The sequence below is a fragment of the Thermus sp. genome (assembly GCF_056332225.1).
In genome coordinates, this window is sequence record NZ_JBWGQW010000012.1 from 1 (window position 1) to 24,145 (window position 24,145).

Here is a 24,145-nt window from a genome sequence, read left to right on the forward strand (position 1 = left end):
CCAAGGAAAGGGCGCTTTTTGAGGCCAAGGTAAGGCAAGCCTACAACCGCCTGCGCCTCGAGGACCCTCTGCACCTCGCCGTCTTCCATAGGCCCGTGGCGAGAAGCCTCGGCCACCGCACCATGCCCAAGACCTTCGCTTACTCGGTGGCGGCCGTGGGCAACCCCTGGATCGCGGCCCAGGCCGAAGGGATCGGGGTGGGGTGGGTGAGCATTCTGGAACCCGAAGCGGCAGCAAGGCTTCTGGGAGCCCCACCGGGCTACCGGATTCTGGCCCACCTCTGCCTGGGATACCCCCGCGCCTGGCCGGAGGAGCCCCTTCTGCAACGTGCAGGCTGGCGCCCGGGAGGACCTCTTCTCCGCTACCAGGAGCGTTTCCCGTGAGCCTCCTCCTCGCCCTCCTCCTGGACGCCCTCCTAGGGGAGCCCCCGCCCCGGCTCCACCCCGTGGTCTGGATGGGGCGGTACCTCGCCTGGGCCTGGCCCAGGGTGCGGGGCTTCTGGTCCGGGGCCCTCTATTGGACCCTCGGGGCCCTTCTCTTCGCCCTCCCCGCCTTCCTCCTGGACCTCCTCCTGAGGCCTTTGGCCTGGGGCTGGGTGGCCTTGGGCCTCCTCCTCAAGCCCCTCTTCAGCCTGAGGATGCTCCTCCTGGAGGTCCTGGCGGTGGAAAGGGCCCTGGGGGAGGGCCTAAAGGCGGGAAGAAGGCGCCTTTCCCGCATCGTGAGCCGCAGAACCGAAGACCTCTCCGAGGAGGAGGTGCGGGAGGCCGCCTTGGAAAGCCTCGCGGAAAACCTCTCGGATAGCCTCATCGCCCCCCTCCTCTACTACGCCCTCTTGGGCCTCGGGGGGGCCGCCCTCTACCGCTACGCCAACACCGCCGACGCCATGTGGGGCTACCCGGAGCACGGGGCGAGGGGCACCTTCGCCGCCCGGGCGGACGACCTCCTGAACCTCCTCCCCGCCCGCCTCACCGGGCTTCTCCTCTGCCCCCCAAGGCTTTGGGGAAGGCTTTTGCGGGAGGCCCGCAAGACCCCCTCCCCCAACGCGGGCTTCCCCATGGCCGCCCTGGCCCTGAGGCTCGGGGTGCGCTTGAGGAAGCGGGGGGCCTACGCCCTCAACCCCCTCGCCCCCTCTCCCGAGGCAAAGCACACCCGGAAGGCCCTCTGGCTCGTGGGGGGCCTGGGCTACGGGGTGGGGCTCCTCCTTGCGGCGGCCACGGGGCTTGGGTAGGCTTTGAAGGTGGAGCGGAGCCGGGACTTCCTGCTCCAGGCCAAGCGGGACCTGGAGCAGGCTAGGCTTTCCCTCCGGGAAGGGTTTTTTGAGTGGGCGGCCTTCGCGGCGCAGCAAGCAGCGGAGAAGGCGGTGAAGGCCGTCTTTCAGAGGCTGGGCGCCGTGGCCTGGGGCCACTCGGTGGCGGGCCTCCTCGAGGAGCTCGCCCAAAACTTCCCTGTGCCCGAGGCTTTGCTGGACGCCGCCAGCGAGCTGGACAAGGCCTACATCCCAAGCCGGTACCCCGACGCCCTGCCGGAGGGCGCCCCCTTTCAGCGCTACCGGCGGGGCGAGGCCGAGCGCCTCTTGGGACACGCGGAGGCGGTGTATGCCTACTGTGAAGGTGTTCTATCCCAGATGGAGGAGGGAGGAGCTTCTCCTCCGCCTCGAGGAGGGGCTTAAGGCCCTGGAAAAGGAACTCCTCCTCCTCGAGGCCTGGCTCTTCGGCTCCTGGGCCCAGGGAAGGGCCTTGGTGGGGAGCGACGTGGACCTCCTCCTCCTCTACCGGGGGCCCCGCCGGGAGGACCTCCACCGCCTGGCCCGAAAGGCCTTCCCCGGCCTTCCCCTGGAGCTTCACGCCTACACCGAGGAGGAGGCGGCCCGCCTCGAGGCCGTCCTCGCCCGGATGCGGGAGGGCGCCCTCCGCCTCCGTCCTTAGCCTGAGCCCCAGTCGGCCTCCCACGGCTTCCCTACCATGGAAGGCATGCTGGACGACGTCCTCCGGCCCATCCACGGCGGCACCGACGAGGGCCCCGAGCCCCTCTACGACTTCTCCACCAACGCCAACGCCCTGGGACCGAACCCCGTGATCCTGGAAAGGCTTAAGGCGGTGGACCCGAGCCGCTACCCCGACCCCCTCTACCGGAGGCTCAGGGCGGCCCTGGCCGAGGCCCACGGGGTGCGCCCGGAGCAGGTGGCCGTGGGCACGGGCACCAGCGAGCTCATCCACCGCCTGGCCCGCTGGACCTACCTGCGGGGGCCCATCCTCCTCCTTCCCCCCACCTTCAGCGAGTACGCCCGGGCGGCGAGGGCCCTGGACCTCCCCTTGTGGGAGGCGGAAAGCCCCGAGGCCTTCCTGGAGCTCCTCCCCAGGAGTTCTTTAGCCTTTCTTTGCGTGCCCAACAATCCCACGGGGGAGGTCTACCCCTTTTTGGAGGAGGCCGCAAGGCGCGCAGGGGGGGCCTTGGTCCTGGACCTCGCCTACTACGACCTCATGGAATCCCCCCCTCCCCTCCCCCAGGGGGCCTTCCGCCTCTATAGCCCCAACAAGGCCCACGGCCTCACGGGGGTCAGGGCGGGGTACCTCGTGGCCCCCCTGGACCTCACCCACTTCCAGAACCTGGCCCCGAGCTGGCCCCTTTCCGTTTACGGGGAGGCCCTCCTCCAAGCTCACCTGGACCCAGAGGCCCGGGCCTGGCTGGAGGAGAGCAAGCGGGAGCTCCTCCGGCTCAGGCGCCTCCTGGCCCAGGGCCTGAGGGACCTGGGCCTCGAGGTCCGGGAAAGCCCGGCGAACTTCCTCCTGGTGCGGGTGGGGAAGGCCACGGAGGTAGCGAGGGCCCTTAGGGAAAGGGGCCTAAGGGTGCGGGACGCCACGAGCTTCGGCCTTCCCGAATGGCTCAGGCTCTCCGCCCAGAGGGAAGAGGCCATAGGGGCGCTCCTCCTCGCGCTGGAGGAGGTCCTCGCCGGTACGCTTAGGACGTGAGCCCGGACGGAATCCTCGCCGGAGGAGGAAGCGCCTTCCGGACAGGCGCCGGCGCCTCCCCCCCCTCTACCTCATGGACACCACGGGGCTGGCCTACCGGAGGGAGGACCGGCTTCTCCCCTTTCGTCGGGGGGAGGAGGCGCGGCGGCACACGCGGCTTCTGGCCCTGATGCGGTGGGATAGGAGGAGGCGGCTGTTGTGGCCCTGGGGTGGGGTGGCCGGGGAGGGCTACGCCCCGGACCCCCGGCTGGGGGGAGAGGTGCTGAGGCGGTTTCCTCCTTCCCGGGGTTGGCTTTTGGCGGACGCGGGGTTTGGGGGGATGAAGGCGCGGCTGGGTGGGGGATACCTTTGGGAGCGGAAGCCTTGGACGGCCATGGCGCGGGCGCTTTTGGAGCTCATCGCCTACGGCCTTAGGGTTCTTCTCTCCCTTCTCCCGCCCCCTCCGGGGCACGAGGCGATTTACTAGGCAAGCCCAGCCGCTCAAAGGCGAGGACGAGGGAGGGCAGGTCCTCGGGGTTTGCCACGGCGAAGAAATTTTCCTCCACCTCCACCCGGGCCGCCCACTCCCCCTCCACCCCGGCGAGGGCGAGGGGCCTCGCCTCCTCCTTGAGGAAGCGCTTGCGCCGCAGGCGAAGGTCGCCCTTTTCCGAGTAGAAGACCTGGTAGACCACCCCGCCCCGCCGCTTCTCCCCGTAGAAGCCTCCCTCTATGGGGCTCACCTCGTAGCCCAGGGCCTCAAGGCCTTCCATCCAGCACCTCCAGCTGGTCGGGCCCCTCGAGGACGATCTCGTAGTAGTCCCCGTAGAGGACGATCCTTCCCCGGGCCCGCACCCGCTTGCCCAGGTAGCTTTCCGGGAAGGGCTGGGCGAAGAGGCCGTAGTTCCTCGGGAAGACCACCAGGCGGAGGTCCTGTTCCCCGGGGCCGAACTTGAGGAAGGCCACCGTGCCCCGGTCCTCCACCCCCTGGACCACCCCCTCCACCGTGGCCACGCGGCCGAAGTACCGGGGGGCCTCCTGCCAGGGGATCACCCCCTCCACCGGGGGGAGGGCGAAGGGGTTTTCCGGGAGCGCCTTTTCCCAGTCCCCTTCCATCACGGAAAGGAGCCTCCGGAAGGCCTCGGGGGCCTCCTTTGCGGTGAAGCGCACGGCAAGCTCCCGGTTAGCGTTCAGGGAGTTCGCGCTCAGGTTCAGGCTTCCCAGGAGGGCCTCTTCGCCGTCCCGCACCAGGACCTTGGCGTGGACGTAGGGGCCCGGGAGGAAGCGCACCTCCGCCCCCGCCTCCTTCAGGTCCAGGGCGCCCTGCAGGAAGTAGGTGTCCCCGGGCTCCCTGGGGCTTCCCAAAAGGCGCACCCGCACCCCCCGCCTAAGGGCCTCCTTCAGGGCCTCCACCACCTCGGGGTCGGCCATGGCCTGGTGCTCCAGGAAAAGCTCCTTCCTGGCGCTACGGATGAGGCCGAGGAGGGCCTCGCGGGCGTTTCCCTCCTTCACCCCGCCGAGGACGCGGCTTGGGGCAAAGACGAGAAGGGCCTTGGAGAGGTCAAGCCTTTCCCCGGCCCAGTCCGCGGCGAAGACCCGGGCCACCTCCGCTACCTGCTTGGGGTCGTCCAGGATCAGGGCGTACTCGCGGTTTGCGCCGAAGGAGCTTCCCGTGAGGTTCATGGTCCCCACCCAGGCGAGCCTCCGGTCCACCACCAGGCTCTTCTCGTGGACGAAGACGAAGCGAAAGGGGGTGGTGAGCCGGACCTCCACCCCCCGCTCCTTCAGGGCCTGGAAGACCTGGAGGTCCACCCGTCCCCCCGAGGGCTCCCGCTCCAAGAGGACCCGGACCCTTACCCCCCGCTTCACCGCCTCCCCCAGGGCCTCCACCACGTCCATGCGGCTTGGGGTCCAGAGGTACATCTTCACCAGGATCTCCTCCCGGGCGGAGGCGATGAGGTCCAGGAGGGGCTTGACCCCGTCCTCGGGCTCCACCACGAGGCGGGGCGCCGCCAGGGCCAGGCCGAGAAGCCAGAGGAGAAGGAGGAGGCGCTTCATACCCAGCCAAAGCATACCCGGGCGTTCCCGTCCGTGAGGGCCTCCGCCTCGGCGAAGGTCAGGCCCCGCACCTCGGCGAGCTTCTCCAGGGTGTGGCGCACGTAGTGGGGAAGGTTCCGCCTTCCCCGGTGGGGCTCCGGGGGCAGGAAGGGGGTGTCGGTTTCCACCAGGAGCTTTTCCCCGGGAAGCCGGGCCGCCACCTCCCTGAGGGCGGCGTTTTTCTTGTAGGTGAGGGGCCCGGCGAAGCTGAAGTAGGCCCCCACCTTTAGGCCCGCCTCCTCCAGGGCGGGGTGGCCAAAGAAGGCGTGGAGGACCACCCTTTGGGGCCGGTGGAGGAGAAGCCAGGCCGCCAAGTCCTCCTCGGCCTTGCCGTCCTTGCTCCGCACGTGGAGGACCAGGGGAAGGCCAAGCTCTTCCGCCAGGGCCGCCTGGAAGTCCAGGGCCTTAAGCTGGGCGGGTTTGGTCTCGGGGGTCCAGTGGTAGTCCAGGCCCGTCTCCCCGATGGCCCGCACCCGCTCGCTTCGGGCGTAGTGGCGGAGGGCCTCCGCCACCTCGGGGGAGAGGAGGTGGGCGCTGGTGGGGTGGAGGCCCACCGCGGCGTAGACGTTCCCCTGGGCGAGGCTTAGGGTCTTCTCCCAGCGGCTTGGGTCTACTCCCAGGGTGAGGACGGCCTGGAGCTCTTGGAGGTGGGCCCTGGCCTCGGCGAGCTCCTCGGGCTCCAGGAAGTCCAGGTGGGCGTGGGTGTCGGTCATGGGGCCAATGTAGCGCAGGCCCTGGACTTGGGAAAGGGCCTTTCCGGGTAGCATGGAAGTATGAGGCGCCTTTTTCTCCTCGCCCTTCTCCTTTCCGCCTGCGCCCCGGCCCTTTTGGGGGTGGACCCGGCGAGGCTCCCGGACCCCGCCGACTGGGACCCCAAGCCCGCCCCCCTGGAGTGGTGGTACGCCTCGGGGTGGGCCGAGCCCTACGCCTTCCACTTCGCCTTCTTCAAGGCCTACCCGCCCCCCTCCTACCGCATCCTGGGCTTGCCGGGAAGCCTCTTCGGGGCCTTTCACGCCGCCCACCTGGCCCTCACCGACCTGCGCACGGGGGAAAGGCGCTTCCTCGAGGCCTCCGACCAGGACCTCTTCGCCCCCCGGGGGCGGGCGGAGGCCGGGCCCAGGCTTGAGCTCGCCGGGTGGCGCTTCTTCCGGGAAGGGGAGGGGTTCCGCCTCGAGGCCCCCGGGGTGGACCTCCGCTTCCTCCCCCTGAAGCCCCCCGTGGTCCACCCCCCGGGCTACTCGGGCACCGAGGCCACGGGGCGCATGTACTACCAGTCCTACACCCGGGCCAAGGCCGCCGGGCAGGTCCTGGGGGAGCGGGCCCAGGGGGAGGTTTGGCTGGACCACCAGTGGGGGGAGCAGCTTTCCGGGGTCTCGGCCACCTGGGACTGGTTCGGCCTCCACCTCTCCGACGGCTCCGAGCTCATGGCCTACCAGGTGAAGGACCGGGAGGGGAGGGTGGTCCAGGTCCTGGGAAGCCTCGTGGACCCCTTGGGGCGGGCGGAGGGCCTGGAGCTCGCCTTCCACCCCCTGGAGGCCTGGACGAGCCCCTCGGGCCGCACCTACACCCTGGCCTGGCGCCTGGAGGGCCCCGGGCTCGCCCTCTCCTTGAGGCCCCTCTTCCGGGAGGGGGAGATTTTCTCCCAAACCACCCGAGTGGCCTACTGGGAGGGGCCGGTGGCGGGAGAGGGGCTTCTCCGGGGGAGCCCCGTGCGGGCCCGGGGGATGGGGGAGTTCGTGGCCGGGGCTTTCCGGCCCTAGGGTTGCGCCTGCTATACTAAAGGTGGTTTAGCGCCTGGGTGATATTTATGGGCTTACGCGTGCTCGGCGTCAACGCATCGGCACGGACGGACGGGTTCACGGCGGAGCTTTTGGACCTGGTGCTGGAGGCGGCCAGGCGCAAGGGGGCCCTCACCGAGCGCCTGGACCTGGTGCGGCACCCCTTTCCCTTCTGCGCCGGGAACTACTCCCAAGACCCCGCCTCCTGCGGCCCCGAGGCCTGCGTGCAGGGGCCCTGGGACGGGTTCGGGAAGGTGGCGGAGCGGATCCTAGGGGCCGATGCCGTGGTCTTCGCCACCCCGGTCTACTGGTTCAGCGCCTCGGCCCGGATGAAGGCCCTCCTGGAGCGCATGACCTCCATGGAGAACCAGGGCCTCCTCAACCTGGGGAAGCCCATGGCCCTGCTGGCGGTGGCGGAGGAGGAGGGGGGAAGCCAGGCCCTCGCCCAGATGCTCCTGCCCCTCTCCTACATGGGCTTCGTCCTCGCCCCCCTGGGCCTGGTCTACGCCCACCGCAAGGGGATGCGAAGCCTTAAGGAGAACCCCGAGCTCCTGGAGGACGCCCGCATCGCCGGGGAGAACCTGGTGCTCATGGCGGAGAGGCTTCGGGGGGCCTCCTTCCAGGAGCCCCTGCCGAGCTACCGCTACCTCGCCCCCCTGCCCGGGGCGGCGGCGGACTGATCCCGCCCAAGGAGGAGGCCGAGGGCGCCCGCCCGCCTCGGTTAGAGGTAGAGGGGCTCCACCCCTTCCCTGGCGTAGGGGAGGAGCTCGTAGAGGGCCCTGGGGTCCGGAGGGGCGTCCAGGAGGAGGCGGCCTTCCTGGGGTAGCTCCTTGGCCTTGAGCTTCCTCGGGGGGGCCACCTCCTTGGGCCGGTCCTTCTCCAGGGTGTAGGTGGCCCCGTAGAAGAGGCCGTTTCTGGCGGTGAAGAGGGGGGTGAGGGGCTCCCCTTCCTTCAGGTAGGGCCAGCAGGCGGCGAGGAGGGAGCTTGCCCCATAGACCCTAACCCCCAGGGCCTGGGCCAGGCCGAGCCCCGCGGCCAAGGCGATGCGGAGGCCCGTGTAGGAGCCCGGCCCCTCCCCTAAGACCACGGCGGAGATCTCCTCCCGCCTCGCCCCCACCTGGGCCAAAACCTCTTCCAGGAGGCCGAAGAGGACCTCCTCGTGCCGCCTCTCCACCCGCACCACCCGGCCCAGGCCCTCCTCTCCCCGGAAGAGGCCCAGGGAGAGGTAGGGGGTGGCGGTGTCCAGGGTCAGGGTCCACACCCCTCCATCCTATATACTCCCCGTGAGGATGCGGGCGTTCCCCTACCACCTGCTCCTTTCCCTGGGGGGGCTTCTCCTCTTGGGGCTCTACGGGGAGCGCCTGGGCTTCTTCCCGGGGTGGGGGGTGGCCCTGAGCCTCGGCCTCTACGGGGCCCTCGCCCTCTACGCCCTCCGCTTCGGCCGGGCCCACGCCCTCTTTCTACTCGGGCTCCTTTCCCCCCTCTGGCCCCCCCTGGCCTTCCTCGTGCCCCTTCTCCTCGGGGCCCGCTTCGTCCGGGGCCTTTCCGAGAGGGCGCAGGGGGCCTTCTACGGCTGGGCCCTGGTCTGGCCCGCCCTGGCCCTCCTTTTGGTGTGGCACGTTTTCCCCACCCTCTACGCTTTTTACCTGAGCTTCCTGGACCGGGTGAACTTCCTGAGGCCCGCCGCCTTCGCCGGGCTCAAGAACTACCGCATCCTCCTCGAGGACCCCCTCTTCTGGCGCGCCTTGGGCAACACCTTCTGGTACGTGGTCTTCACCGTGCCCACGGGGCTTCTTCTCGCTACCTTCGTGGCCATCCTCCTCAACACCCAGGTGGCCTTCCAGGGGCTATACCGCACCCTCTTCTTCCTGCCCTACATCACGGCCCTCACCGCCGCGGCCGCCGTGTGGCGCTGGATCTACCACCCGGAGTTCGGCTTCCTCAACTGGCTCCTCCACACCCCGGGCCTGGACTGGCTCAACACCCCCACCGGGGTCTTCGCCCTCCTCCTCCGCCCCTTGGGGATGGAGCTTCAGGGCTTCCTCGCGGGGCCCAGCCTGGCCTTCGTGGCGGTGATGGCCATGAGCCTTTGGCACCTCCTGGGCTACCAGGTGGTGGTCCTCCTGGCGGGGCTTCAGGCCATCCCCAAGGAGTACTACGAGGCCGCCGAGCTGGACGGGGCGAGCTTCTTCCAGAAGCACCGCCTCATCACCTGGCCCCTCCTTTCCCCCACCACCTTCTTCCTCTTCACCCTGGGGCTCATCGGCGCCTTCCAGGTCTTCACCCAGGTCTACGTCCTCACCCCCACGGGCGGGGTGCTCCAGGACACCCTTACCCTGGCCTTCTACCTCTACAACAAGGGCTTCCGCGACTCGGACTTCTCCTACGCCAGCGCCATCGCCATGGTGACCTTCCTGGTCATCCTGGTCCTCACCCTGGTCCAGCGGCGGGTGCTGGAGAGGCGGGTGAACTATGAGATCTAGGGCGGCCCGCCTCCTCGTGCACCTCCTCCTCCTCTCGGGGGGCCTGGTCATGGCCTTCCCCTTCTACTGGATGCTGGCCACGAGCCTGAAAAGCCCTCAGGAAGCCCTCCAGGCGGAGCCCGTGTGGGTGCCGGAGCGGATGAAGCCGAGGAACTGGCTCAAGGCGGCGAGGCTCGGGGATAGCCCCCTGCTGGGCGGCCTTGGGCCCGGAAGGAGCGTGGAGCTCTTCTTCCCCGGGCCCGAGGGCCCTCCCCCAAAGGCCCTCGTGCCCCGCTCCCCCGGGGCCTTCGTTGACCCCGTGGCGGACGGGACGAGGGTGGAGGTGGTCCGGGGGGAGGGAGGGTGGCGGGTGCGCCTCACCAACGCGGGGGAGGCCCCCTTCCGCCGGGTGCCCCTGGTGGTCCTCTGGCCCAAGGGGGTGCCCCTCCAGCCCCCCTTGCCCCCGGACGCCCGCCGCTCCCAGGGGGAGTACTGGCGGCTGGAGTGGGTGAACGCGGTCCCCGGGGCCTTGGGGTACGTGTTCCACAACTACCTCGAGGCCTGGCAGGCGGCCCCCTGGGGCCGCTACTTCTTCGTGAGCTTCTTCACCGCCCTCACCCAGGTGGCGGTGGGCCTTTTCCTGGCCGCCCTCGCCGCCTTCGCCCTGGCCCGCATCCCCTTCCCGGGGAAGGAGGCGGTCTTCGTCCTCGTGCTGGCCACCATGATGGTCCCGGGGGAGGTGCTCCTCATCCCCAACTACGTCCTCCTCGCCCGGCTGGGCTGGCTGGACACCTTCTACGCCCTCATCGTCCCCTGGCTCGCCTCGGTCTTCGGCATCTTCCTCCTCAGGCAGTTTTACCTCTCCCTGCCCCAGGACCTCTTTGACGCCGCCCGCATAGACGGGGCGGGGTACCTGACCCAGCTTTTCCGCATCGCTCTACCCTTAAGCGTACCGGGGCTCGTCTCCTACGGCATCTTCACCTTCCTCGGGGCCTACAACGCCCTCCTTTGGCCCCTCATCGTCACCCAAAGCCCGGAGATGCGCACGGTGCAGCTAGGGCTTCTCGCCTTCGTCTCCGAGGCGGGCTCGGACTACGGGGCCTTGATGGCCGCGAGCACCTTCGTCATCCTGCCGGTGGTCCTGGGCTACTTCGTGGCCCAGAGGCAGTTCATCCAAGGGATCGCCCGCACCGGGCTGAAGTGAGCTTGAAGAAGCCTTGACAGGAGGTGCGGTATACTTTCCCCGGAGGTGTGAGGGTATGAAGAAGGCGTTTTTGCTGGTGGCGGCGCTGGGCGTGGCCTTCGCCCAGCAGGCCAAGCCGGAGGACGTGATCAAGGAGCAGTGCGCCAAGGCCAAGGTGGTGGCCGAGCTCTGGCACGGCTTCACCGGCGGGGCTCCGAAGGCCGCCTTGGAGAACCTGGTGGTGGAGTTCAACAAGGCCCAGCAGGGGCGGTGCGTGCGCCCCGTTCCCCAAGGGGGCTACCGGGACCTCTCCACCAAGATCAAGGCGGCCTTCGCCGCGGGGAAGGTCCCGGCCATGGCCCAGGCCTACGAGAACAACATCGCCCTCTACCTCGAGGCCAAGGCCCTCCTCCCCATTGAGTCCCTGGGGGTCAGGCTCCAGGGGGTGAACCTGGCCTTCCTGAACGCCGTGCGCTTCGGGGGCGTGGTCTACGGGGTGCCCTTCAACAAGAGTATCCAGGTCCTCTACTACAACAAGGACCTTCTGAAGAAGCACGGGGCCAAGGTGCCCGCCACCCTGGAGGAGTTCGTGGCCACCGCCAAGCGGCTCTCCCAGGCCGAGGGCGGCCCCGTCTACTGGTTCCAGCCCGACGCCTCCACCTTCGCCTACTTCTTCTTCAACCTGGGCGGGAGCTACCTGAAAAACGGCAAGCTCGTCCTGAACTCCAAGGAGGCGGTGGAGGCCCTCACCCTCCTGCAAAACGGGGTGAAGGAGGGGTGGGCCAAGGCCATCACCTCGGGGTACATCAACCAGAACCTGGGCTCCGGCCCCTACGCCTTCAGCGTGGACACCTCCGCCGGCTACACCTACTACCGCCAGGGGGCCAAGTTTGACCTGGGGGTGGCCCCCCTTCCCGGCCGGACCAAGGGCCAGCCGGGCTATGGCCTCGTCCAGGGGACCAACCTGGTGGTCTTCCGCCAGGCCTCCAAGGAGGAGCAGGCCGTGGCCAAGGACTTCCTGGAGTTCGTCCTCTCCCCCAGGGCCCAGGCGGTCTTCGCCACGGCCACGGGGTACGTGCCCGTGACGGAGGGGGCGCTGAAGGACCCCGTCTACCAGACCTACGCCGCCGAGAACCCCGACTACGCCACCATCGTGCGCCAGAGCCGCTACGCCAAGTTTGAGCCCGCCCTGGCGGAGTGGGAGCAGATCCGCTTTGACATCCTGGGCCAGGCCATCAAGGAGGCCATCCTCAACAAGGCCGACCCCAAGGCGGCCCTGGACAAGGCCCAGAAGCTGGCGGAGGACCTGCTCTCGGGGAAGACCCGCTAAAGGCCGAAGCCTCCCCCGCCCGCCCTGGGCGGGGGTAGACTTTAGCCATGCCCAAGGGCTATCACGACCGCGTGGCCTTTGTGGACCTCTCCACGGGGCGGGTTTGGTACGAGAGCTTCGGCGAGGCCTTCTGGCGGCGCTACCTGGGGGGCCGGGCCCTCGCCGCCTATCTCCTCCTCGAGCACGTGCCCAAGGGGGCGGATCCCCTGGGCCCCGAGAACGCCCTCGTTTTCGCCCCCGGGGTCCTCACCGGAACTCCCATCTCCGGCTCGGGGCGGAACACCGTGGCCGCCAAGAGCCCCCTCACCGGGGGGTACGGGGACGCCGAGGGGGGCGGCTTCTTCGGGGCGGAGCTCAAGAACGCGGGCCTGGACGCCCTGGTGGTCCTGGGCCAGGCGGAAGCCCCCGTCTACCTCCACGTGGAAGGGGGGGAGGTGGCCCTCCACCCCGCGGTCCACCTCTGGGGTAAAGACCCCCTGGAGGTGGAGGCCCTCATCAAGGAGGCCCACGGGGCCAATACCCGCGTGGCCCAGATCGGCCTCGCCGGGGAGAACCGGGTCCTCACCGCCAACGTCATCCACGACCTGGCCCACTTCGCCGGGAGGGGGGGCTTGGGGGCGGTGATGGGGGCCAAGAGGCTCAAGGCGGTCTCCGCCCGGGCCCGCAAGGAGACCCTCCCCGCCTACCACGACCCCGGCCTCCTCAAGGAGCTCGCCCGGCGCATGGCCAAGGAGCGCATGGAAAGGGCGGCGGGCCTCGTCACCATGGGCACCGTGGGCACGGTGAAGCCCTTCAACCTCCGGGGGGTCCTGCCGAGCCACAACTTCCTGGATGGCTTTTTAGAGGGGGCCGAGGCCTTAGACGGCACCAGCCTGGACGCCCTCGGCATCCGCATCGGCCGGGACACCTGCTACGCCTGCGCCATCCGCTGCAAGCAGGTGGTGAAGATTGAGGGCACGGGCAAGTACGACGTCCGCCCCGAGTACGGGGGGCCGGAGTACGAGGGGCTTGGGGCCCTAGGCTCCACCTGCGGGGTCACCGACCCCTACGCCGTGACCAAGGCCAACACCCTCTGCAACCAGTACGGCCTGGACGTCATCGGGGTGGGGGTGACCCTCGCCTGCGCCATGGAGGCGGTGGAGAAGGGCCTTCTGGACGACGAGGGCCTGGGGCTTCGCTTCGGGAACGGGGACGCCCTCATCGCCGCCATAGAGAAGCTGGCGAGGCGGGAGGGGAGGCTTGGGGAGCTTCTCGCAAGGGGGGCGAAGCGCCTCGCCGAGGGCCTAGGCCACCCGGAGCTCGCCATGCACGTGAAGGGCCAGGAGGTGCCCATGCACGACCCCCGGTACAAGCGGGCCCTGGGGGTGGGGTACGCCGTGAGCCCCACGGGGGCGGACCACAACCACAACCTCCACGACACCGCCTTCGCCAAGGAGGGGAAGGCCTTGAAGGAGCTCCGCTTCTACGGGGAGGACTTCGGGCCCCTCCCCATAGAGGACCTCTCCGAGGCCAAGATCCGGATGCTCTGGACCAAGACCCGGGAAAGGGGCTTCGTGAATAGCCTCGTGCTCTGCGACTTCGTCCCCTGGACTCCCGAGGAGTGGCAGGAGGCCCTCTACGCCGCCACGGGCTGGCGGCTTTCCCCGGAGGAGATGCTCGCGGTGGGGGAGAGGACCCTCCAGCTCACCCGGCTTTTCAACCTGCGGGAGGGGATCCCCCCGGAGGAGGACCGGCTTCCCGAGCGCTTCTTCCAGCCCTTCCGCAAGGGAAACCCCGAGGCCCGCCTGGACCTCGAGGCCTTCTGGGAGGGGGTCAGGGCCTACCGGAGGCTTGCGGGCTGGGAGGGGGGCGTGGATCCGGGAAGGCTTAAGGCCTTGGGCCTAGAGGAGTTCCAGAACGCCCTGGCGTAGGAGGGCGGGGAGAGGGGGCTCCCCCACCCGGAGGAGGGCGTACCGCCCCCGGAGGAGGGCGAGGAGGCGGAGGGCCTCGAGGTGGAGGGCCAGGGCCTCCTTGTAGGCCTCCACCTCCTCCCGCCCCACGGGGAGGACCTCCCCGGTCTCCACGTCTTTAAGGAAGGCTTCCTCCAGGGGCGGGTCCAGCTCCAGGGGGGAGAGGACCTGCACCAGGACCACCCGCCTCGGCAGGAGCCTGGGCCAGGGAAGGGGGTCAAGGCCATCGGTGACGAGGACCAGCACCCCCCTTCCCAGAGGGAGGTCCTTGGGGCTCCCCTCCCTGAGGCGGGCCAGGGGGTCCTCCTGGCGGGCGATCCTGAGGAGGAGGGCCGCCACCTCCTGGGCGTAGGGGAGCTTCCCGTGGAGGCCCATGCTCGGGCTTTGGTCCAGGTAGACCCGGAAGCGGGCCCTTTCGGGGGCGGTCTCCAGGCGGGTGAAAAGCCTTCCCGTCTTGGCGTAGGCCCGCCAGTGGACCCGGCGCACCTCGTCCCCGGGGGCGTAGGGCCTGAGCTCGTAGAACTCCCCCCCGAGGCCCTTCCTCCGGGCCAGGCGCTCCCCGGGGTAGGGGAGGTAGGGCCTGGTGGCGATGCGGTAGCGGCTCCTTCCCACCCTAAACCCGGATGGTCACCCGCGCCCCCGTCTCAAAAAGATGGATAGAGTCTATGAAGCGTACGACTTTCGTGGCGTACCCCATGACGATGGAGTGGGTCCTGGCCCCGCCCCCGAAGAAGCGCACGCCCTGGAGGATGTCCCCGTCGGTGATGCCGGTGGCGGCGAAGACGATCTCCTTCCCGGGGGCCAGGTCCTCGGTCTTGTAGACCCGGTTCTCGTCCCCGCCCATGGACTTGAGGCGCTTCCTTTCCTCCTCGTTTTGCGGCGTGAAGCGGGCCTGGATCTCCCCCCCCAGGCACTTTAGGGCGGCGGCGGCCAAAACCCCTTCCGGGGCCCCCCCGATGCCCATCACCGCGTGGACCCCCGTGCCGCGGATGGCGGCGGCCAAGGCGGCGATCACGTCCCCGTCGGAGATGAGCTTGACCCTAGCCCCCGCCTCCCGGATCTCCCGGATGAGCCTTTCGTGCCGGGGGCGGTCCAGGACCACCACCACCAGGTCCTCCACCGAGCGCTGGAGGGCGAGGGCCAGGGCCTTGAGGTTGGCGGAAACCGGCCAGGTGAGGTCCACGAGGCCCGCGGCGGGCGGGGGGACGATGAGCTTTTCCATGTACATGTCGGGGGCGTGGAAGAGCCCGCCCTTTTCGCTCAGGGCGATCACGGTCACGGCGTTGGGCAGGCCCTTGGCGGCGGTGGTGGTTCCCTCCACCGGGTCCACGGCGATGTCCACCTCGAGGCCCCCCTGGCCCAGCACCTCCCCGATGTAGAGCATGGGGGCCTCGTCCATCTCCCCCTCGCCGATGACCACGGTGCCCCTTATGGGAAGCTCGTTGAGCACCCGGCGCATGGCCTGGGTGCCCGCCTCGTCCACCGCCTCCTTGTCCCCCTTGCCCGCAAAGCGGCTTGCCGCCAGGGCCGCCTGCTCCGTGACCCGCACCACCTCGAGGACCAACCGGCGCTCCATTTCCATGGCTTCCATCATAAGGGGTCCGGGGGTAGACTTAGGGCATGGGGGGCTTCGTGGAGGACGGGCCCAGGCGCTACCGGGAGGCGGTGCGGCCCGAGGCCCAGGGAAGAAGGGGCCTCCGCGCCTGGCTCCACCGCTTCCTGGAAGAGGTGCGGCTAGGCGGGAGGCTCTGGCTCCTTCGCCGGGGCTAGGCCTTTCGGCTTGTGCCTTTCCCAGAGGGTCCTCGCCAGGTCCTCCGGGGTGAGGCCGAGCTCCGCCAGGGTGAGGAGGAGGTGGAAGAGGAGGTCCGCCGCCTCGTGGCGGAGCTCCTCGGGGCTTCCGTTCTTGGCGGCGAGGATGACCTCCCCCGCCTCCTCCCCGATCTTCTTCAGGATCCGGTCCAGGCCCGCCTGGTGCATCCGGGCCACGTAGCTCCCCTCGGGGAGGGTCCTTAGGCGCTCCAGGATGGTGGCGTAGACCTGGCCCGCCACGAAGCCCAGGTCCTTCTCCCCCTCCAGGAGCGCCCGGTGGAAGCAGGTCCTTTCCCCCGTGTGGCAGGCGGGGCCCTGGGGGAGGACCCGGTAGACCACGGCGTCGCCGTCGCAGTCCAGGAGGACCTCCACCACCTCCTGGGTGTGCCCCGAGGTCTCCCCCTTGCGCCAGAGGGCCTGGCGGCTTCGGCTATAGAAGGTGCTCCTCCTCGTCCTTAGGGTTTCCTCCAGGGCCTCCCGGTTGGCGTAGGCCAGGGTGAGGACCTCCCCGGTGCGGGCGTCCTGGACCACCACGGGCACGAGGCCCTTTTCGTCAAAGCGCACCGCCGAAAGGTCCATGCCCCTAGTCTAGCCGCACGTGGACGCCCCTTTCCGAAAGGAAGCGCTTGAGGGAGGGGATGGGGATCTCCCCGAAGTGGAAGACGCTCGCCGCCAAGGCGGCCTCGGCCCCGGCTTGAAAGGCCTCCAGAAAGTGCTCCATCCGCCCGGCCCCGCCGCTGGCGATGACCGGGACCCCCACGGCCTCCGCTACCCTGCGGGTGAGCTCCAGGTCGTACCCCTCCTTGGTCCCGTCCCGGTCCATGCTGGTGAGGAGGATCTCCCCGGCCCCAAGCTCCACGCCCCTAACCGCCCACTCCACGGCGTGGAGGCCCGTGGGCACGCGCCCTCCCGCCACGTAGACCTCGGGGAAGTCGCCCCGCCACCGGGCGTCTATGGCCAGGACCACCGCCTGGGCCCCGAAGTGGTCGGCAAGCTCCCGGATGAGCTCGGGGCGCCGCACCGCCGCCGAGTTCACGCTCACCTTGTCGGCCCCCGCGAGGAGGAGCTTGCGGGCGTCCTCTAAGGAGCGCACCCCCCCGCCCACGGTGAGGGGGATGAAGACCCTTTCCGCCACCCTCGCCACCACGTCCAGGAGGATGGCCCGTTCCTCGTGGGTGGCGGAGATGTCCAGAAAGACGAGCTCGTCCGCCCCCGCCTCGTCGTAGGCCCGGGCCGCCTCCACGGGGTCCCCGGCGTCCTTGAGGTTTACGAAGTTCACCCCCTTGACCACGCGGCCCGCGTGGACGTCCAGGCAGGGGACGATGCGCTTGGCGAGGCTCATAGGGGCTGGAAGAGGAGCTCGGCCTCGGGCAGGAGGAGGGGGGCGATCGTTTCGCCCTGGGCCACAAGGAAGCGGCCCCCCTCAGGCTTCCGGTGGACCTCGAGGCCCTCCCGGGTGAGGAGCCAGACCTCGGGGAGGCCCGCCTGGGCGTAGAGGGGAAGCTTCTTCTCCCGGTCCCAGGCCTCGGTGGAGAGGCTCACCAAAAGAAGCCCGTCCTCCGGGCCGGGGTGGGCCTGGGTGTAGAGGTCCTCCTCCACCCGGAACCGGTGCCGCACCATGGAGGCCATTATACTTTTCCCAAAGCCCTTCCGGTGCTACCATCTAAAGGATGGAACGGGTGAACGTGGTGGGGGCGGGCCTCGCGGGAAGCGAGGCCGCCTGGACCCTCTTGCGCCTGGGCGTCCCCGTGCGCCTTTTTGAGATGCGCCCCAAGCGGATGACCCCGGCCCACGGCACGGACCGCTTCGCCGAGATCGTCTGCTCCAACTCCCTGGGCGGGGAGGGGGAGGCCCAGGCCAAGGGCCTCCTCCAGGCGGAGATGCGCCTTGCCGGAAGCCTCGTCATGGAGGCGGCGGACCGGGCGAGGGTGCCCGCCGGGGGGGCCTTGGCCGTGGACCGGGAGGAGTTTAGCGGGTACATCACCGAAAGGCTTTCCCGCCACCCCCTCCTCGAGGTGGTGCGGGAGGAGGTGCGGGAGATCCCCCCTGGGATCACCGTGCTCGCCACGGGGCCTTTGACCTCCGAGGCCCTGGCCGAGGCCCTGAAGCGGCGCTTCGGGGACCACTTCCTCGCCTACTACGACGCCGCAAGCCCCATCGTCCTCTACGAGAGCATTGACCTTGCGAAGTGCTTCCGCGCGGGCCGCTACGGCCAGAGCGCCGACTACCTCAACTGCCCCATGACCGAGGAGGAGTACCGCCGCTTCCACCAGGCCCTCCTCGAGGCCCAGCGCCACACCCCCCACGAGTGGGAGAGGCTGGAGTTCTTTGAGGCCTGCGTCCCCGTGGAGGAGCTCGCCCGGCGGGGCTACCAGACCCTGCTCTTTGGCCCCATGAAGCCCGTGGGGCTCAAAGACCCCCGCACGGGGAAGGAGCCCTTCGCCGTGGTCCAGCTCCGCCAGGAGGACAAGGCGGGAAGGATGTGGAGCCTGGTGGGGTTCCAGACGGGGCTCAAGTGGCCCGAGCAGAAGCGGCTCATCCAGATGATCCCCGGCCTGGAAAACGCCGAGATCGTCCGCTACGGGGTGATGCACCGGAACACCTACCTGAACGCCCCGAGGCTCCTTCGCGAGACCCTGGAGTTCAAGGGGGCGGAAGGGCTCTTCGCCGCCGGGGTCCTGGCGGGGGTGGAGGGGTACTTGGAGAGCGCCGCCACGGGCTTCCTCGCCGGGCTCAACGCCGCGCGGAAGGTCCTGGGGCTTCCCCCCGTGGCGCCCCCGGAGGAGAGCATGCTGGGGGGGCTCGTGCGCTACCTGGCCACGGCGAACCCCGAGGGCTTCCAGCCCATGTACGCCAACTGGGGCCTGGTGCCTCCGGCGGAGGGGAAGGCGGGCAAGAAGGAGAAGCGCCAGGCCATGTACCGGAGGGGCCTAAGGGCCTTCTCGGAGTGGCTTTTCTCCCTTATGCCCCTTGGGCGTGAATCCCTCGCTCAGACCGAGGCTTGAAGCCCTACAGGTCTTTTTTACCGGGGCCCCCATGCTGGCCTGGGCCAGCATGGGGTGGTGTCAGCTCTCGGGGCGAGGCTTCCGGAAAGCGTTTCCTGAGGGCGGCGAGGGCCACGGCCCTTTCGTCCCAGGGGAGGGCGAGGGTTCCCCTCTCCAGGGTGGCCTCGTGCCCCTTGCCGGCGAGGAGCACCGTGTCCCCCTCCTGGGCCTCCAGGACCGCCCGGAGGATGGCCTCCTCCCGGTCCGGGACCAGCTCAAAGACGCCCCCCTCCCTCCTCGCCGCCTCGGCGAGGGCCTGGAGGATGGCCTCCAGGGGCTCGGTGCGGTGGTCCTCCTCGGTGAAGAAGGTCTTGTCGGCAAGGCGGGCGGCCACCTTGCCGATGTCCTCCCGCCGCCCGGGGTCCCTTTCCCCCGCCGCCCCCACCACGAGGAGGAGCCTCCCCTTGGTGGTGCGCCTCAGGGTGGTGAGGGCGGCCTCGAGGCTCTTCCCGGTGTGGGCGAAGTCAATGACCACGCGGAAAGGCTCCTCCTGGACCACCTCCATCCGGCCCGGCACCCCGGGGAAGGTGGCGAGGCGGGCCAGGACCTCCTCCAGGGAAAGCCCATAGGCCAAGGCGGCGGCGCTGGCCGCCAGGGCGTTTTCCAAGTTGTAGGCCCCAAGCAGGGGCAAGAAGGCCTCCCCCCGGCCAAAGGGGGTGTGGAGGGCGAAGGCGAGGCCCTTTTCCGTTTCCCGCACTCCTTCCGCCCACACCTCCCCCCCGGGGCCGAAGAGGAGGTGGGGCCTCCTCCTCAGGAGGTCCAGGTGGGGGAGCCGGGTGGAGAGCACCGCAAGCTCCGAGCGCTCCACCAGGAGGGCCTTGGCCCGGAAGTAGGCCTCGGGGGTGCCGTGGAGGTCCAGGTGGTCGTCGGGGTAGAAGCTCACGAAGACCCCCACCCGGAAGCGGAGGCCCTCCACCCGCTTGAGGGCGAGGGCGTGGCTGGAGACCTCCAGCACCGCTTCCTTCAGGCCCCGGTCGGCGGCCTCCCGCAAGAAGGCGTAGACCCGGTGGGCCTCGGGGGTGGTGAAGTGGCCTATGGGGGGGCGCCGCTCCTTCCCCAGGGCTAGGCCCGCGGTGGAGAGGAGGGCGGCCTCCCCGAGGAGGTGGTGGAGGAGGAAGCTCGTGGTGGTCTTGCCCTTGGAGCCCGTGACCCCGAAGAGGAATAGCCCCCGGTCGGGCTCCCCGTAAAAGCGACGGGCGAGCTCCGCCAGGGCCTGGCGGCTGTCCGCCACCTTCAGGTAGGGCACGGGGAGGGCGAGGTCCCTTTCCCCCACCACGGCGATGGCCCCCCGCCTAAGGGCTTCGGGGATGAAGTCGTGCCCGTCTAAGGGCTTCCGGTGGGGGAGGGGCACCCCGGGGGCGGCCACGAAGACGAAGCCCGGCTCCACCTCCCTGGAGTCCAGGGTGAGGCCCCGCACGCCTAGGGGCGGGGCGGAAAGGCCGTAGGGGGCGAAGAGCTCCTGCAGGGTCATGGCCGGATGCGCAGCCGTAGGGCCTCCAGAAGGGCCTCCCGGTCCTCCTCCCTCTCCACGAAGTCTACCCGGTCCGCCTCCACCACGTAGACCGGCGAGAGGTCCCAGCCCGCCATGAGCTCCTCGTAGAGCCGGTTCAGGCCCAGGAGGTAGCGGTCCGGGATCTCCCGCTCAAAGGGACGGCCCCGCTTGGCGATGCGCCTCTTTAGGGTGGGGAGGCTCGCCCGGAGGTAGAGGAGGAGGTCGGGCTTCCTCAGCGCGGGGGCGAGGCTTTGGAAGAGGTCCAGGTAGGTCCGCCAGTCCCGCTCGGAGAGGTAGCCCTCCCGGTGGAGGTGGCGGGCGAAGACAAAGGCATCCTCGTAGAGGGTGCGGTCCTGGACCACGCGGTCTTGGCCGTTCACCTCCAGGAGGTGCTGGCGCACCCTTCTCGCCAGGAAGAAGACCTGGGAGTGGAAGGCGTAAGCGGCCATGTTCCGGTAGAAGTCCTCCAGGTAGGGGTTCTCGCTCACCGCCTCGTACACGGGCCTAAAGCCGAAGGCTTCGGCCAGGAGGGCGGTGAGGGTGCTCTTGCCGCTACCGATGTTGCCGGCGATGGCCACGTACATGCTAGGCGCCCGGGGTCTTCGCAAGGTGGGCCCGCACCAGGGCCACCACCTCCTCCCGGTGGGGGCCCGTGGGGCTAAAGTCCAGCCGGTCAGCCTCGAGGACCAAAAGGGGGTGGGGGTAGCGGGCGAAGTGGCGCTCGTAGGCCTGGGAGAGGGCCTCGAGGTAGCCCGGGTCCATGCCCATCTCAAAGGGCCTTCCCCGCCTGGCGATGCGTTCCAGGAGCACGGGCACCGGGGCCCTCAGGTAGAGGGTGAGGTCGGGCGGGGGGAGCCTGGGGGAAAGCTCCCGGTAAAGCTCCAGGTAGAGGTCCCACTCCGGGCCCTCGAGGGTGAGGCTTGCGAAGATGGCGTCCTTGTCAAAGAGGTAGTCGGCCACCACCCCGCCGAAGAGGGGCCTTTCCGCCAGGCGGGAGAGCTGGCGGAAGCGGGAGAGGAGGAAGAAGACCTGGGTCTTGAAGGCGTAGCGCTTCCGATCTTGGTAGAAGAGGGGGAGGAAGGGGTTCTCCTCCACCACCTCCAAAAGGGGCTCGGCCCCCAGGGCCTCCGCAAGGAGGCGGGCCAAGGTGGTCTTGCCCACGCCGATGGGTCCCTCAATGGCCACGTACACGCCTACCTCCTGGGCCGGGCCATGAGGGTGAGGGTGGCCTCGAGCCTCCGCCCCTCCCGCCACAGGGTGAGGCGCACCCGGTCCCCGGGGCGGTAGCGGGCGATGCGGCGCACCACGTCCACCTTGTCCTTGACGGGGGTGCCGTTCACCGCCAGGATCACGTCCCCCAGGGCCACAAGCCTCCCTTGGGCGTCCCGGCTCGCTCCCCTGAGCCCCGCCCGGGCGGCGGGGCTTCCCGGCTCCACCCGGTCCACCATGGCCCCCTGGAGGGTGGTGAGGCCCACGGCCCGGAGAAGCACGGGGGGTAGCTCCTCCAGGCTGATGAGGCTCGCCCCCAGCCAGCCCCGCTGGGGGATGCCGAAGCGCTCCAGGTCCTCCACGCTCTGGGCGGCGAGCTCGGCGGGGATGGCCACCCCGATCCCCCCCACCCCGCTCGGGCCCCCCACCACGTCGGCCACCACCCCGATCACCTCGCCCTGAAGGTTCAGCAGGGGGCTACCCGAGTTGCCCACGGTGAGGGGGGCGTCGGTGAAAAGGTACTCCCCCACCTCGGCCCCGATGGAGGGATCGGGGGTGGGGACCTCGAGGGGGCCTACCCCTGAGAGGATGCCGTAGGAGGCCAGGGGGCCCTGGCCGTAGGGGAAGCCCACCACCACCACCCCCATCCCCAGGGGAAGGTTGGCGGTGGAGGCCTTGCTGAAGGCCAGCACCCCCGGGGCCTGCACCCCTTTCACCGTGAGGAGGGCGAGGTCGATCCCCGGGTCCACGGCGAAGCGCTCGGCAGGGAAGGTTCGCCCGTCGTAGAGGCGCACCGTGAGGTCGGTCAGGTCCTGCACCACGTGGTAGTTGGTCACGAGGCGAAGGGGGCTCACGAAGAAGCCGGTACCCACCACGTTCCCTTCCCCGGCGCTAAGGGGGGTGCCCTGGATCCGCACCACGGCCGGAAGGGCCTTCTTGATGACCTGGCTCCGGGCCACCTCCTCGGGGGAGACCAGGCGCTGCCCCAGGGCCAGGGCGAGAAGGAGGAGGGCAAGGAGGGGAACGGGCATGGCCTTACATTACCTCGGGGGCGGGGATGCCGAGGAGGCCGAGGCCAATCCCAAGGGTTTCCTTGAGGCTTTGCACCAGCGCCAGGCGGAGCTCCCTTAGGCCAGGAGGAGCGGTGAGGACCGGGGTGGCGGGCCGGTCTCCTTCCTTGGCGTTGTAGTAGGCGTTCCAGCTTCCCGCCAGGTCCAGGAGGTACTGGGCGAGGATATGAGGGGTCTTTTCCTCCGCCGCCTCCCGCACCGCCTCCTCAAAGTCCAAAAGGGCCAGGGCCAGCTCCCGCTCGTAGGGGGTGGCCTTTAGGAGGTCGGGGGCTCCCCAGGCTCCCGCCTTGCGCAGGATGCTGCTCGCCCGGGCGTGGGCGTACTGGATGTAGGGCCCCGTGTCCCCCTCAAAGGAAAGGGCCTCCTGGTAGCGGAAGTCTATCTGCTTTTTGGGCTCGGTCTTCACCATGGCGAAGCGGATGGCCCCCAGGGCCACCATCCCTGCGGCCTCCTCCTTGTTGGGGTGGCCGGGGTTCTTTTCCTCCACGATGGCGAGGGCCCGCCTCCTGGCCTCCTCTAAGACCTCGTCCACGCTCACGGCGAGGCCCTTCCGCCCCGACATCTGCCTTCCCTCCAGGAGGACCGTTTCATAGGCCAGGTGGAAGGCGCCCTGGGCGAGCCCGGGGTGCCCCGCCAGGGCCAGGGCGGCCCGCACCAGGGCCTGGGGGTGGCTCTGGCGCACGTCTATGACGTTGATGGTCTCCTGGGCCCTCGGGGTGTAGGGCTCCCCCTCGGGGGCGCTGGTGCGGAGGCCGGGGTAGTAGGGGTTCTCGTAGGGGCGGAAGCGGAGGCCTTCCAGGAGGCCCATCTTCCAGAACTGGAAGGCGATGTCCTTGGCGTAGTAGGTGGCCGCCCCGCCGGAGCGCACCAGGACGAAGTAGGGGTCTTCCAGCCCCGGGATGAAGGGGCTCGCGTCCATGACCAGGGCCCCGGCGTACTTCCCCTCCTTGGGGCGGAAGACGTGGGGGCTCTTCTGCAAGACCTCGAGGGCCTTCTCCAGAAGCCCCGCCCGGACGATGTCGGATTCCCAGACCAGGAGGTCGTAGTGGGCCCCTAGGGCGCGCATGGTGGCCATCTGGGCGAGGAGGATGCGGTTCACCTCCTCCCGTAGCTCCCCCCGTTCCAGGGCGTGGAGGACCTCCTCAATGCCCGCTTGGAGCTTCTCGTACTCGGGGTCCTGGTGGAGGCGCACGTAGGCCCTACCGGCGAAGTGGTCGTACTTCTCCTTCCCGTCCCAGGCGAGGCCGTAGTGGCGCAGGGCGAAGAGGGTCTCCGCGGCCTGGCGCCCGGTGTCGTCAATGTAGTTGAGGACCAGCACCTCCCGCCCGGCGTAGGCCAGGATGCGGGCCAGGCTGTCCCCCAGGGCGATGTTCCGCAGGTGGCCCACGTGGAGCTCCTTGTTGGGGTTCACCGAGGTGTGCTCAATGAGGACCAGGCCCTCCCTCTTTGGGAAGGGCCGCCGCTCCTTCAGGGCCTCCGCCAGCAGGGCCTCGGTGGCGAGGCGGAAGTTCAGGTACCCCCCCACGGGGATGGCCTCCTCCACGAAGGGAGGAAGCTTCAGGCGGCCCCTAAGCTCCTCGGCGATGGCCTGGGGAGGTTTTTTGAGCTCCTTGGCCAGGGCGAAGAGGGGGACCCCGTAGTCCCCGGGCTTGCCTTTAGGGGCCCTGGCCACCCGCAGGGGGAGGTCCAGGCCCATCTCCTTTAGGGCCTCGCGAACGGCTTCCTCTAAGGCGCGGCGCACCATCAAGGGGCCATCATACCCTTAAGCCGCGCTTAG

27 protein-coding genes and 1 pseudogene are annotated in these 24,145 nt (G+C 69.6%); 14 read left to right on the forward strand and 14 right to left on the reverse strand.

Annotated features, from left to right (window positions below; genetic code table 11):
• The 6 genes and pseudogenes from AC01Y6_RS03895 to AC01Y6_RS03920 form a co-directional block, all read left to right on the forward strand.
• Positions 1–383 (forward strand): nitroreductase family protein (locus AC01Y6_RS03895; RefSeq protein ID WP_476670319.1); only part of this gene is annotated, 383 nt, incomplete at its 5' end.
• On the forward strand, positions 380–1,228 hold the full coding sequence (gene cbiB / locus AC01Y6_RS03900) for an adenosylcobinamide-phosphate synthase CbiB (protein ID WP_476670320.1): 849 nt from the start codon (positions 380–382) through the stop codon (positions 1,226–1,228). The genes AC01Y6_RS03895 and cbiB, both read left to right, overlap by 4 nt.
• Positions 1,229–1,237: 9 nt before the next feature.
• Positions 1,238–1,669: a HEPN domain-containing protein gene (locus AC01Y6_RS03905; RefSeq protein ID WP_347242066.1), complete on the forward strand. Its 432-nt coding sequence runs from the start codon at positions 1,238–1,240 to the stop codon at positions 1,667–1,669.
• A complete protein-coding gene (locus AC01Y6_RS03910) occupies positions 1,596–1,925 on the forward strand; it encodes a nucleotidyltransferase domain-containing protein (protein ID WP_347242065.1) in 330 nt (109 codons plus the stop codon). Before AC01Y6_RS03905 ends, AC01Y6_RS03910 begins: the two co-directional genes overlap by 74 nt.
• A gap of 45 nt (positions 1,926–1,970) precedes the next feature.
• Positions 1,971–2,969 carry a pyridoxal phosphate-dependent aminotransferase gene (locus tag AC01Y6_RS03915; RefSeq protein WP_476670321.1) on the forward strand — a complete coding sequence of 333 codons (999 nt, stop codon included), beginning with the start codon at positions 1,971–1,973 and terminating at the stop codon, positions 2,967–2,969.
• A pseudogene (locus tag AC01Y6_RS03920) lies at positions 2,935–3,435 on the forward strand (IS5/IS1182 family transposase); the annotation flags it as partial. The gene AC01Y6_RS03915 and the pseudogene AC01Y6_RS03920, both read left to right, overlap by 35 nt.
• On the opposite strand, the gene AC01Y6_RS03925 reads toward AC01Y6_RS03920, so the two are convergent.
• Genes AC01Y6_RS03925 through AC01Y6_RS03935 form a run of 3 tightly spaced genes read right to left on the reverse strand, consistent with a single transcriptional unit; the run spans position 3,380 to position 5,755 of the window.
• A complete protein-coding gene (locus tag AC01Y6_RS03925) occupies positions 3,380–3,718 on the reverse strand; it encodes a hypothetical protein (protein ID WP_476670322.1) in 339 nt (112 codons plus the stop codon). The pseudogene AC01Y6_RS03920 and the gene AC01Y6_RS03925 overlap by 56 nt on opposite strands.
• Positions 3,705–5,018 carry a phospholipase D-like domain-containing protein gene (locus AC01Y6_RS03930; RefSeq protein WP_476670323.1) on the reverse strand — a complete coding sequence of 438 codons (1,314 nt, stop codon included), beginning with the start codon at positions 5,016–5,018 and terminating at the stop codon, positions 3,705–3,707. Before AC01Y6_RS03930 ends, AC01Y6_RS03925 begins: the two co-directional genes overlap by 14 nt.
• Positions 5,000–5,755, reverse strand: coding sequence for a TatD family hydrolase (locus tag AC01Y6_RS03935; protein WP_428721977.1), 756 nt, complete (start codon positions 5,753–5,755; stop codon positions 5,000–5,002). Before AC01Y6_RS03935 ends, AC01Y6_RS03930 begins: the two co-directional genes overlap by 19 nt.
• A 60-nt stretch (positions 5,756–5,815) precedes the next feature.
• Between AC01Y6_RS03935 and AC01Y6_RS03940 the strand changes: the two genes are divergently transcribed.
• A complete protein-coding gene (locus AC01Y6_RS03940; protein ID WP_476670325.1) occupies positions 5,816–6,802 on the forward strand; it encodes a lipocalin family protein in 987 nt (328 codons plus the stop codon).
• A 47-nt stretch (positions 6,803–6,849) separates the two neighbouring features.
• Entirely contained in the window at positions 6,850–7,500 is a 651-nt protein-coding gene (locus AC01Y6_RS03945) for a flavodoxin family protein (protein ID WP_347241366.1), read from the forward strand.
• A 41-nt stretch (positions 7,501–7,541) separates the two neighbouring features.
• On the opposite strand, the gene tsaB is transcribed toward AC01Y6_RS03945, so the two are convergent.
• A complete protein-coding gene (gene tsaB, locus AC01Y6_RS03950; protein ID WP_476670326.1) occupies positions 7,542–8,081 on the reverse strand; it encodes a tRNA (adenosine(37)-N6)-threonylcarbamoyltransferase complex dimerization subunit type 1 TsaB in 540 nt (179 codons plus the stop codon).
• A 28-nt stretch (positions 8,082–8,109) separates the two neighbouring features.
• Between tsaB and AC01Y6_RS03955 the strand changes: the two genes are divergently transcribed.
• The 4 genes from AC01Y6_RS03955 to AC01Y6_RS03970 are packed head-to-tail and all read left to right on the forward strand — an operon-like array spanning position 8,110 to position 13,705.
• Entirely contained in the window at positions 8,110–9,303 is a 1,194-nt protein-coding gene (locus AC01Y6_RS03955) for a carbohydrate ABC transporter permease (protein ID WP_476670328.1), read from the forward strand.
• A 49-nt stretch (positions 9,304–9,352) separates the two neighbouring features.
• A complete protein-coding gene (locus AC01Y6_RS03960; protein ID WP_476670354.1) occupies positions 9,353–10,486 on the forward strand; it encodes a carbohydrate ABC transporter permease in 1,134 nt (377 codons plus the stop codon).
• 55 nt (positions 10,487–10,541) lie between these two features.
• Entirely contained in the window at positions 10,542–11,795 is a 1,254-nt protein-coding gene (locus AC01Y6_RS03965; RefSeq protein WP_476670329.1) for an ABC transporter substrate-binding protein, read from the forward strand.
• 47 nt (positions 11,796–11,842) lie between these two features.
• Positions 11,843–13,705 carry an aldehyde ferredoxin oxidoreductase family protein gene (locus tag AC01Y6_RS03970; protein WP_476670330.1) on the forward strand — a complete coding sequence of 621 codons (1,863 nt, stop codon included), beginning with the start codon at positions 11,843–11,845 and terminating at the stop codon, positions 13,703–13,705.
• On the opposite strand, the gene AC01Y6_RS03975 is transcribed toward AC01Y6_RS03970, so the two are convergent.
• Positions 13,676–14,356, reverse strand: coding sequence for a DUF58 domain-containing protein (locus AC01Y6_RS03975; RefSeq protein WP_347241370.1), 681 nt, complete (start codon positions 14,354–14,356; stop codon positions 13,676–13,678). The two genes, AC01Y6_RS03970 and AC01Y6_RS03975, sit on opposite strands and share 30 nt — an antisense overlap.
• A gap of 1 nt (position 14,357) precedes the next feature.
• Positions 14,358–15,326 carry a class II fructose-bisphosphatase gene (glpX, locus tag AC01Y6_RS03980; RefSeq protein WP_428715169.1) on the reverse strand — a complete coding sequence of 323 codons (969 nt, stop codon included), beginning with the start codon at positions 15,324–15,326 and terminating at the stop codon, positions 14,358–14,360.
• Positions 15,327–15,364: 38 nt separating this feature from the next.
• Between glpX and AC01Y6_RS03985 the strand changes: the two genes are divergently transcribed.
• The gene (locus AC01Y6_RS03985) at positions 15,365–15,514 is read left to right on the forward strand and encodes a hypothetical protein (RefSeq protein WP_347241372.1); all 150 of its coding nucleotides are present in this window, start codon (positions 15,365–15,367) and stop codon (positions 15,512–15,514) included.
• Here AC01Y6_RS03985 and hisIE read toward each other — a convergent pair.
• From hisIE to AC01Y6_RS04000, 3 genes are read right to left on the reverse strand one after another with little or no spacing between them, the layout of a single operon-like run.
• Positions 15,479–16,132 (reverse strand): bifunctional phosphoribosyl-AMP cyclohydrolase/phosphoribosyl-ATP diphosphatase HisIE, encoded by a 654-nt coding sequence (gene hisIE, locus AC01Y6_RS03990; protein WP_347241373.1) that lies wholly within the window; start codon positions 16,130–16,132, stop codon positions 15,479–15,481. The two genes, AC01Y6_RS03985 and hisIE, sit on opposite strands and share 36 nt — an antisense overlap.
• Before the next feature lie 4 nt (positions 16,133–16,136).
• Positions 16,137–16,895: an imidazole glycerol phosphate synthase subunit HisF gene (gene hisF, locus AC01Y6_RS03995; RefSeq protein ID WP_428720238.1), complete on the reverse strand. Its 759-nt coding sequence runs from the start codon at positions 16,893–16,895 to the stop codon at positions 16,137–16,139.
• Positions 16,892–17,173: a Uma2 family endonuclease gene (locus tag AC01Y6_RS04000; protein WP_476670333.1), complete on the reverse strand. Its 282-nt coding sequence runs from the start codon at positions 17,171–17,173 to the stop codon at positions 16,892–16,894. The genes hisF and AC01Y6_RS04000 overlap by 4 nt, the downstream gene beginning before the upstream one ends.
• Positions 17,174–17,223: 50 nt before the next feature.
• Here AC01Y6_RS04000 and trmFO point away from each other — a divergent pair, with 50 nt between their 5' ends.
• Positions 17,224–18,558 carry a methylenetetrahydrofolate--tRNA-(uracil(54)-C(5))-methyltransferase (FADH(2)-oxidizing) TrmFO gene (gene trmFO / locus AC01Y6_RS04005; RefSeq protein ID WP_476670335.1) on the forward strand — a complete coding sequence of 445 codons (1,335 nt, stop codon included), beginning with the start codon at positions 17,224–17,226 and terminating at the stop codon, positions 18,556–18,558.
• Positions 18,559–18,562: 4 nt separating this feature from the next.
• On the opposite strand, the gene AC01Y6_RS04010 is transcribed toward trmFO, so the two are convergent.
• Genes AC01Y6_RS04010 through AC01Y6_RS04030 form a run of 5 tightly spaced genes read right to left on the reverse strand, consistent with a single transcriptional unit; the run spans position 18,563 to position 24,112 of the window.
• Positions 18,563–20,068: a Mur ligase family protein gene (locus tag AC01Y6_RS04010; protein ID WP_476670336.1), complete on the reverse strand. Its 1,506-nt coding sequence runs from the start codon at positions 20,066–20,068 to the stop codon at positions 18,563–18,565.
• On the reverse strand, positions 20,065–20,673 hold the full coding sequence (locus tag AC01Y6_RS04015; RefSeq protein ID WP_476670337.1) for a deoxynucleoside kinase: 609 nt from the start codon (positions 20,671–20,673) through the stop codon (positions 20,065–20,067). Before AC01Y6_RS04015 ends, AC01Y6_RS04010 begins: the two co-directional genes overlap by 4 nt.
• Before the next feature lies 1 nt (position 20,674).
• Complete coding sequence (locus AC01Y6_RS04020; RefSeq protein WP_476670338.1) at positions 20,675–21,280, reverse strand: deoxynucleoside kinase; 606 nt, start codon at positions 21,278–21,280, stop codon at positions 20,675–20,677.
• 2 nt (positions 21,281–21,282) lie between these two features.
• Positions 21,283–22,329 carry a S1C family serine protease gene (locus tag AC01Y6_RS04025; protein ID WP_428720232.1) on the reverse strand — a complete coding sequence of 349 codons (1,047 nt, stop codon included), beginning with the start codon at positions 22,327–22,329 and terminating at the stop codon, positions 21,283–21,285.
• Positions 22,330–22,333: 4 nt separating this feature from the next.
• Positions 22,334–24,112, reverse strand: a complete 1,779-nt coding sequence (locus tag AC01Y6_RS04030; RefSeq protein WP_476670339.1) for an arginine--tRNA ligase — start codon at positions 24,110–24,112, stop codon at positions 22,334–22,336.
• Positions 24,113–24,145 lie beyond the last annotated feature (33 nt).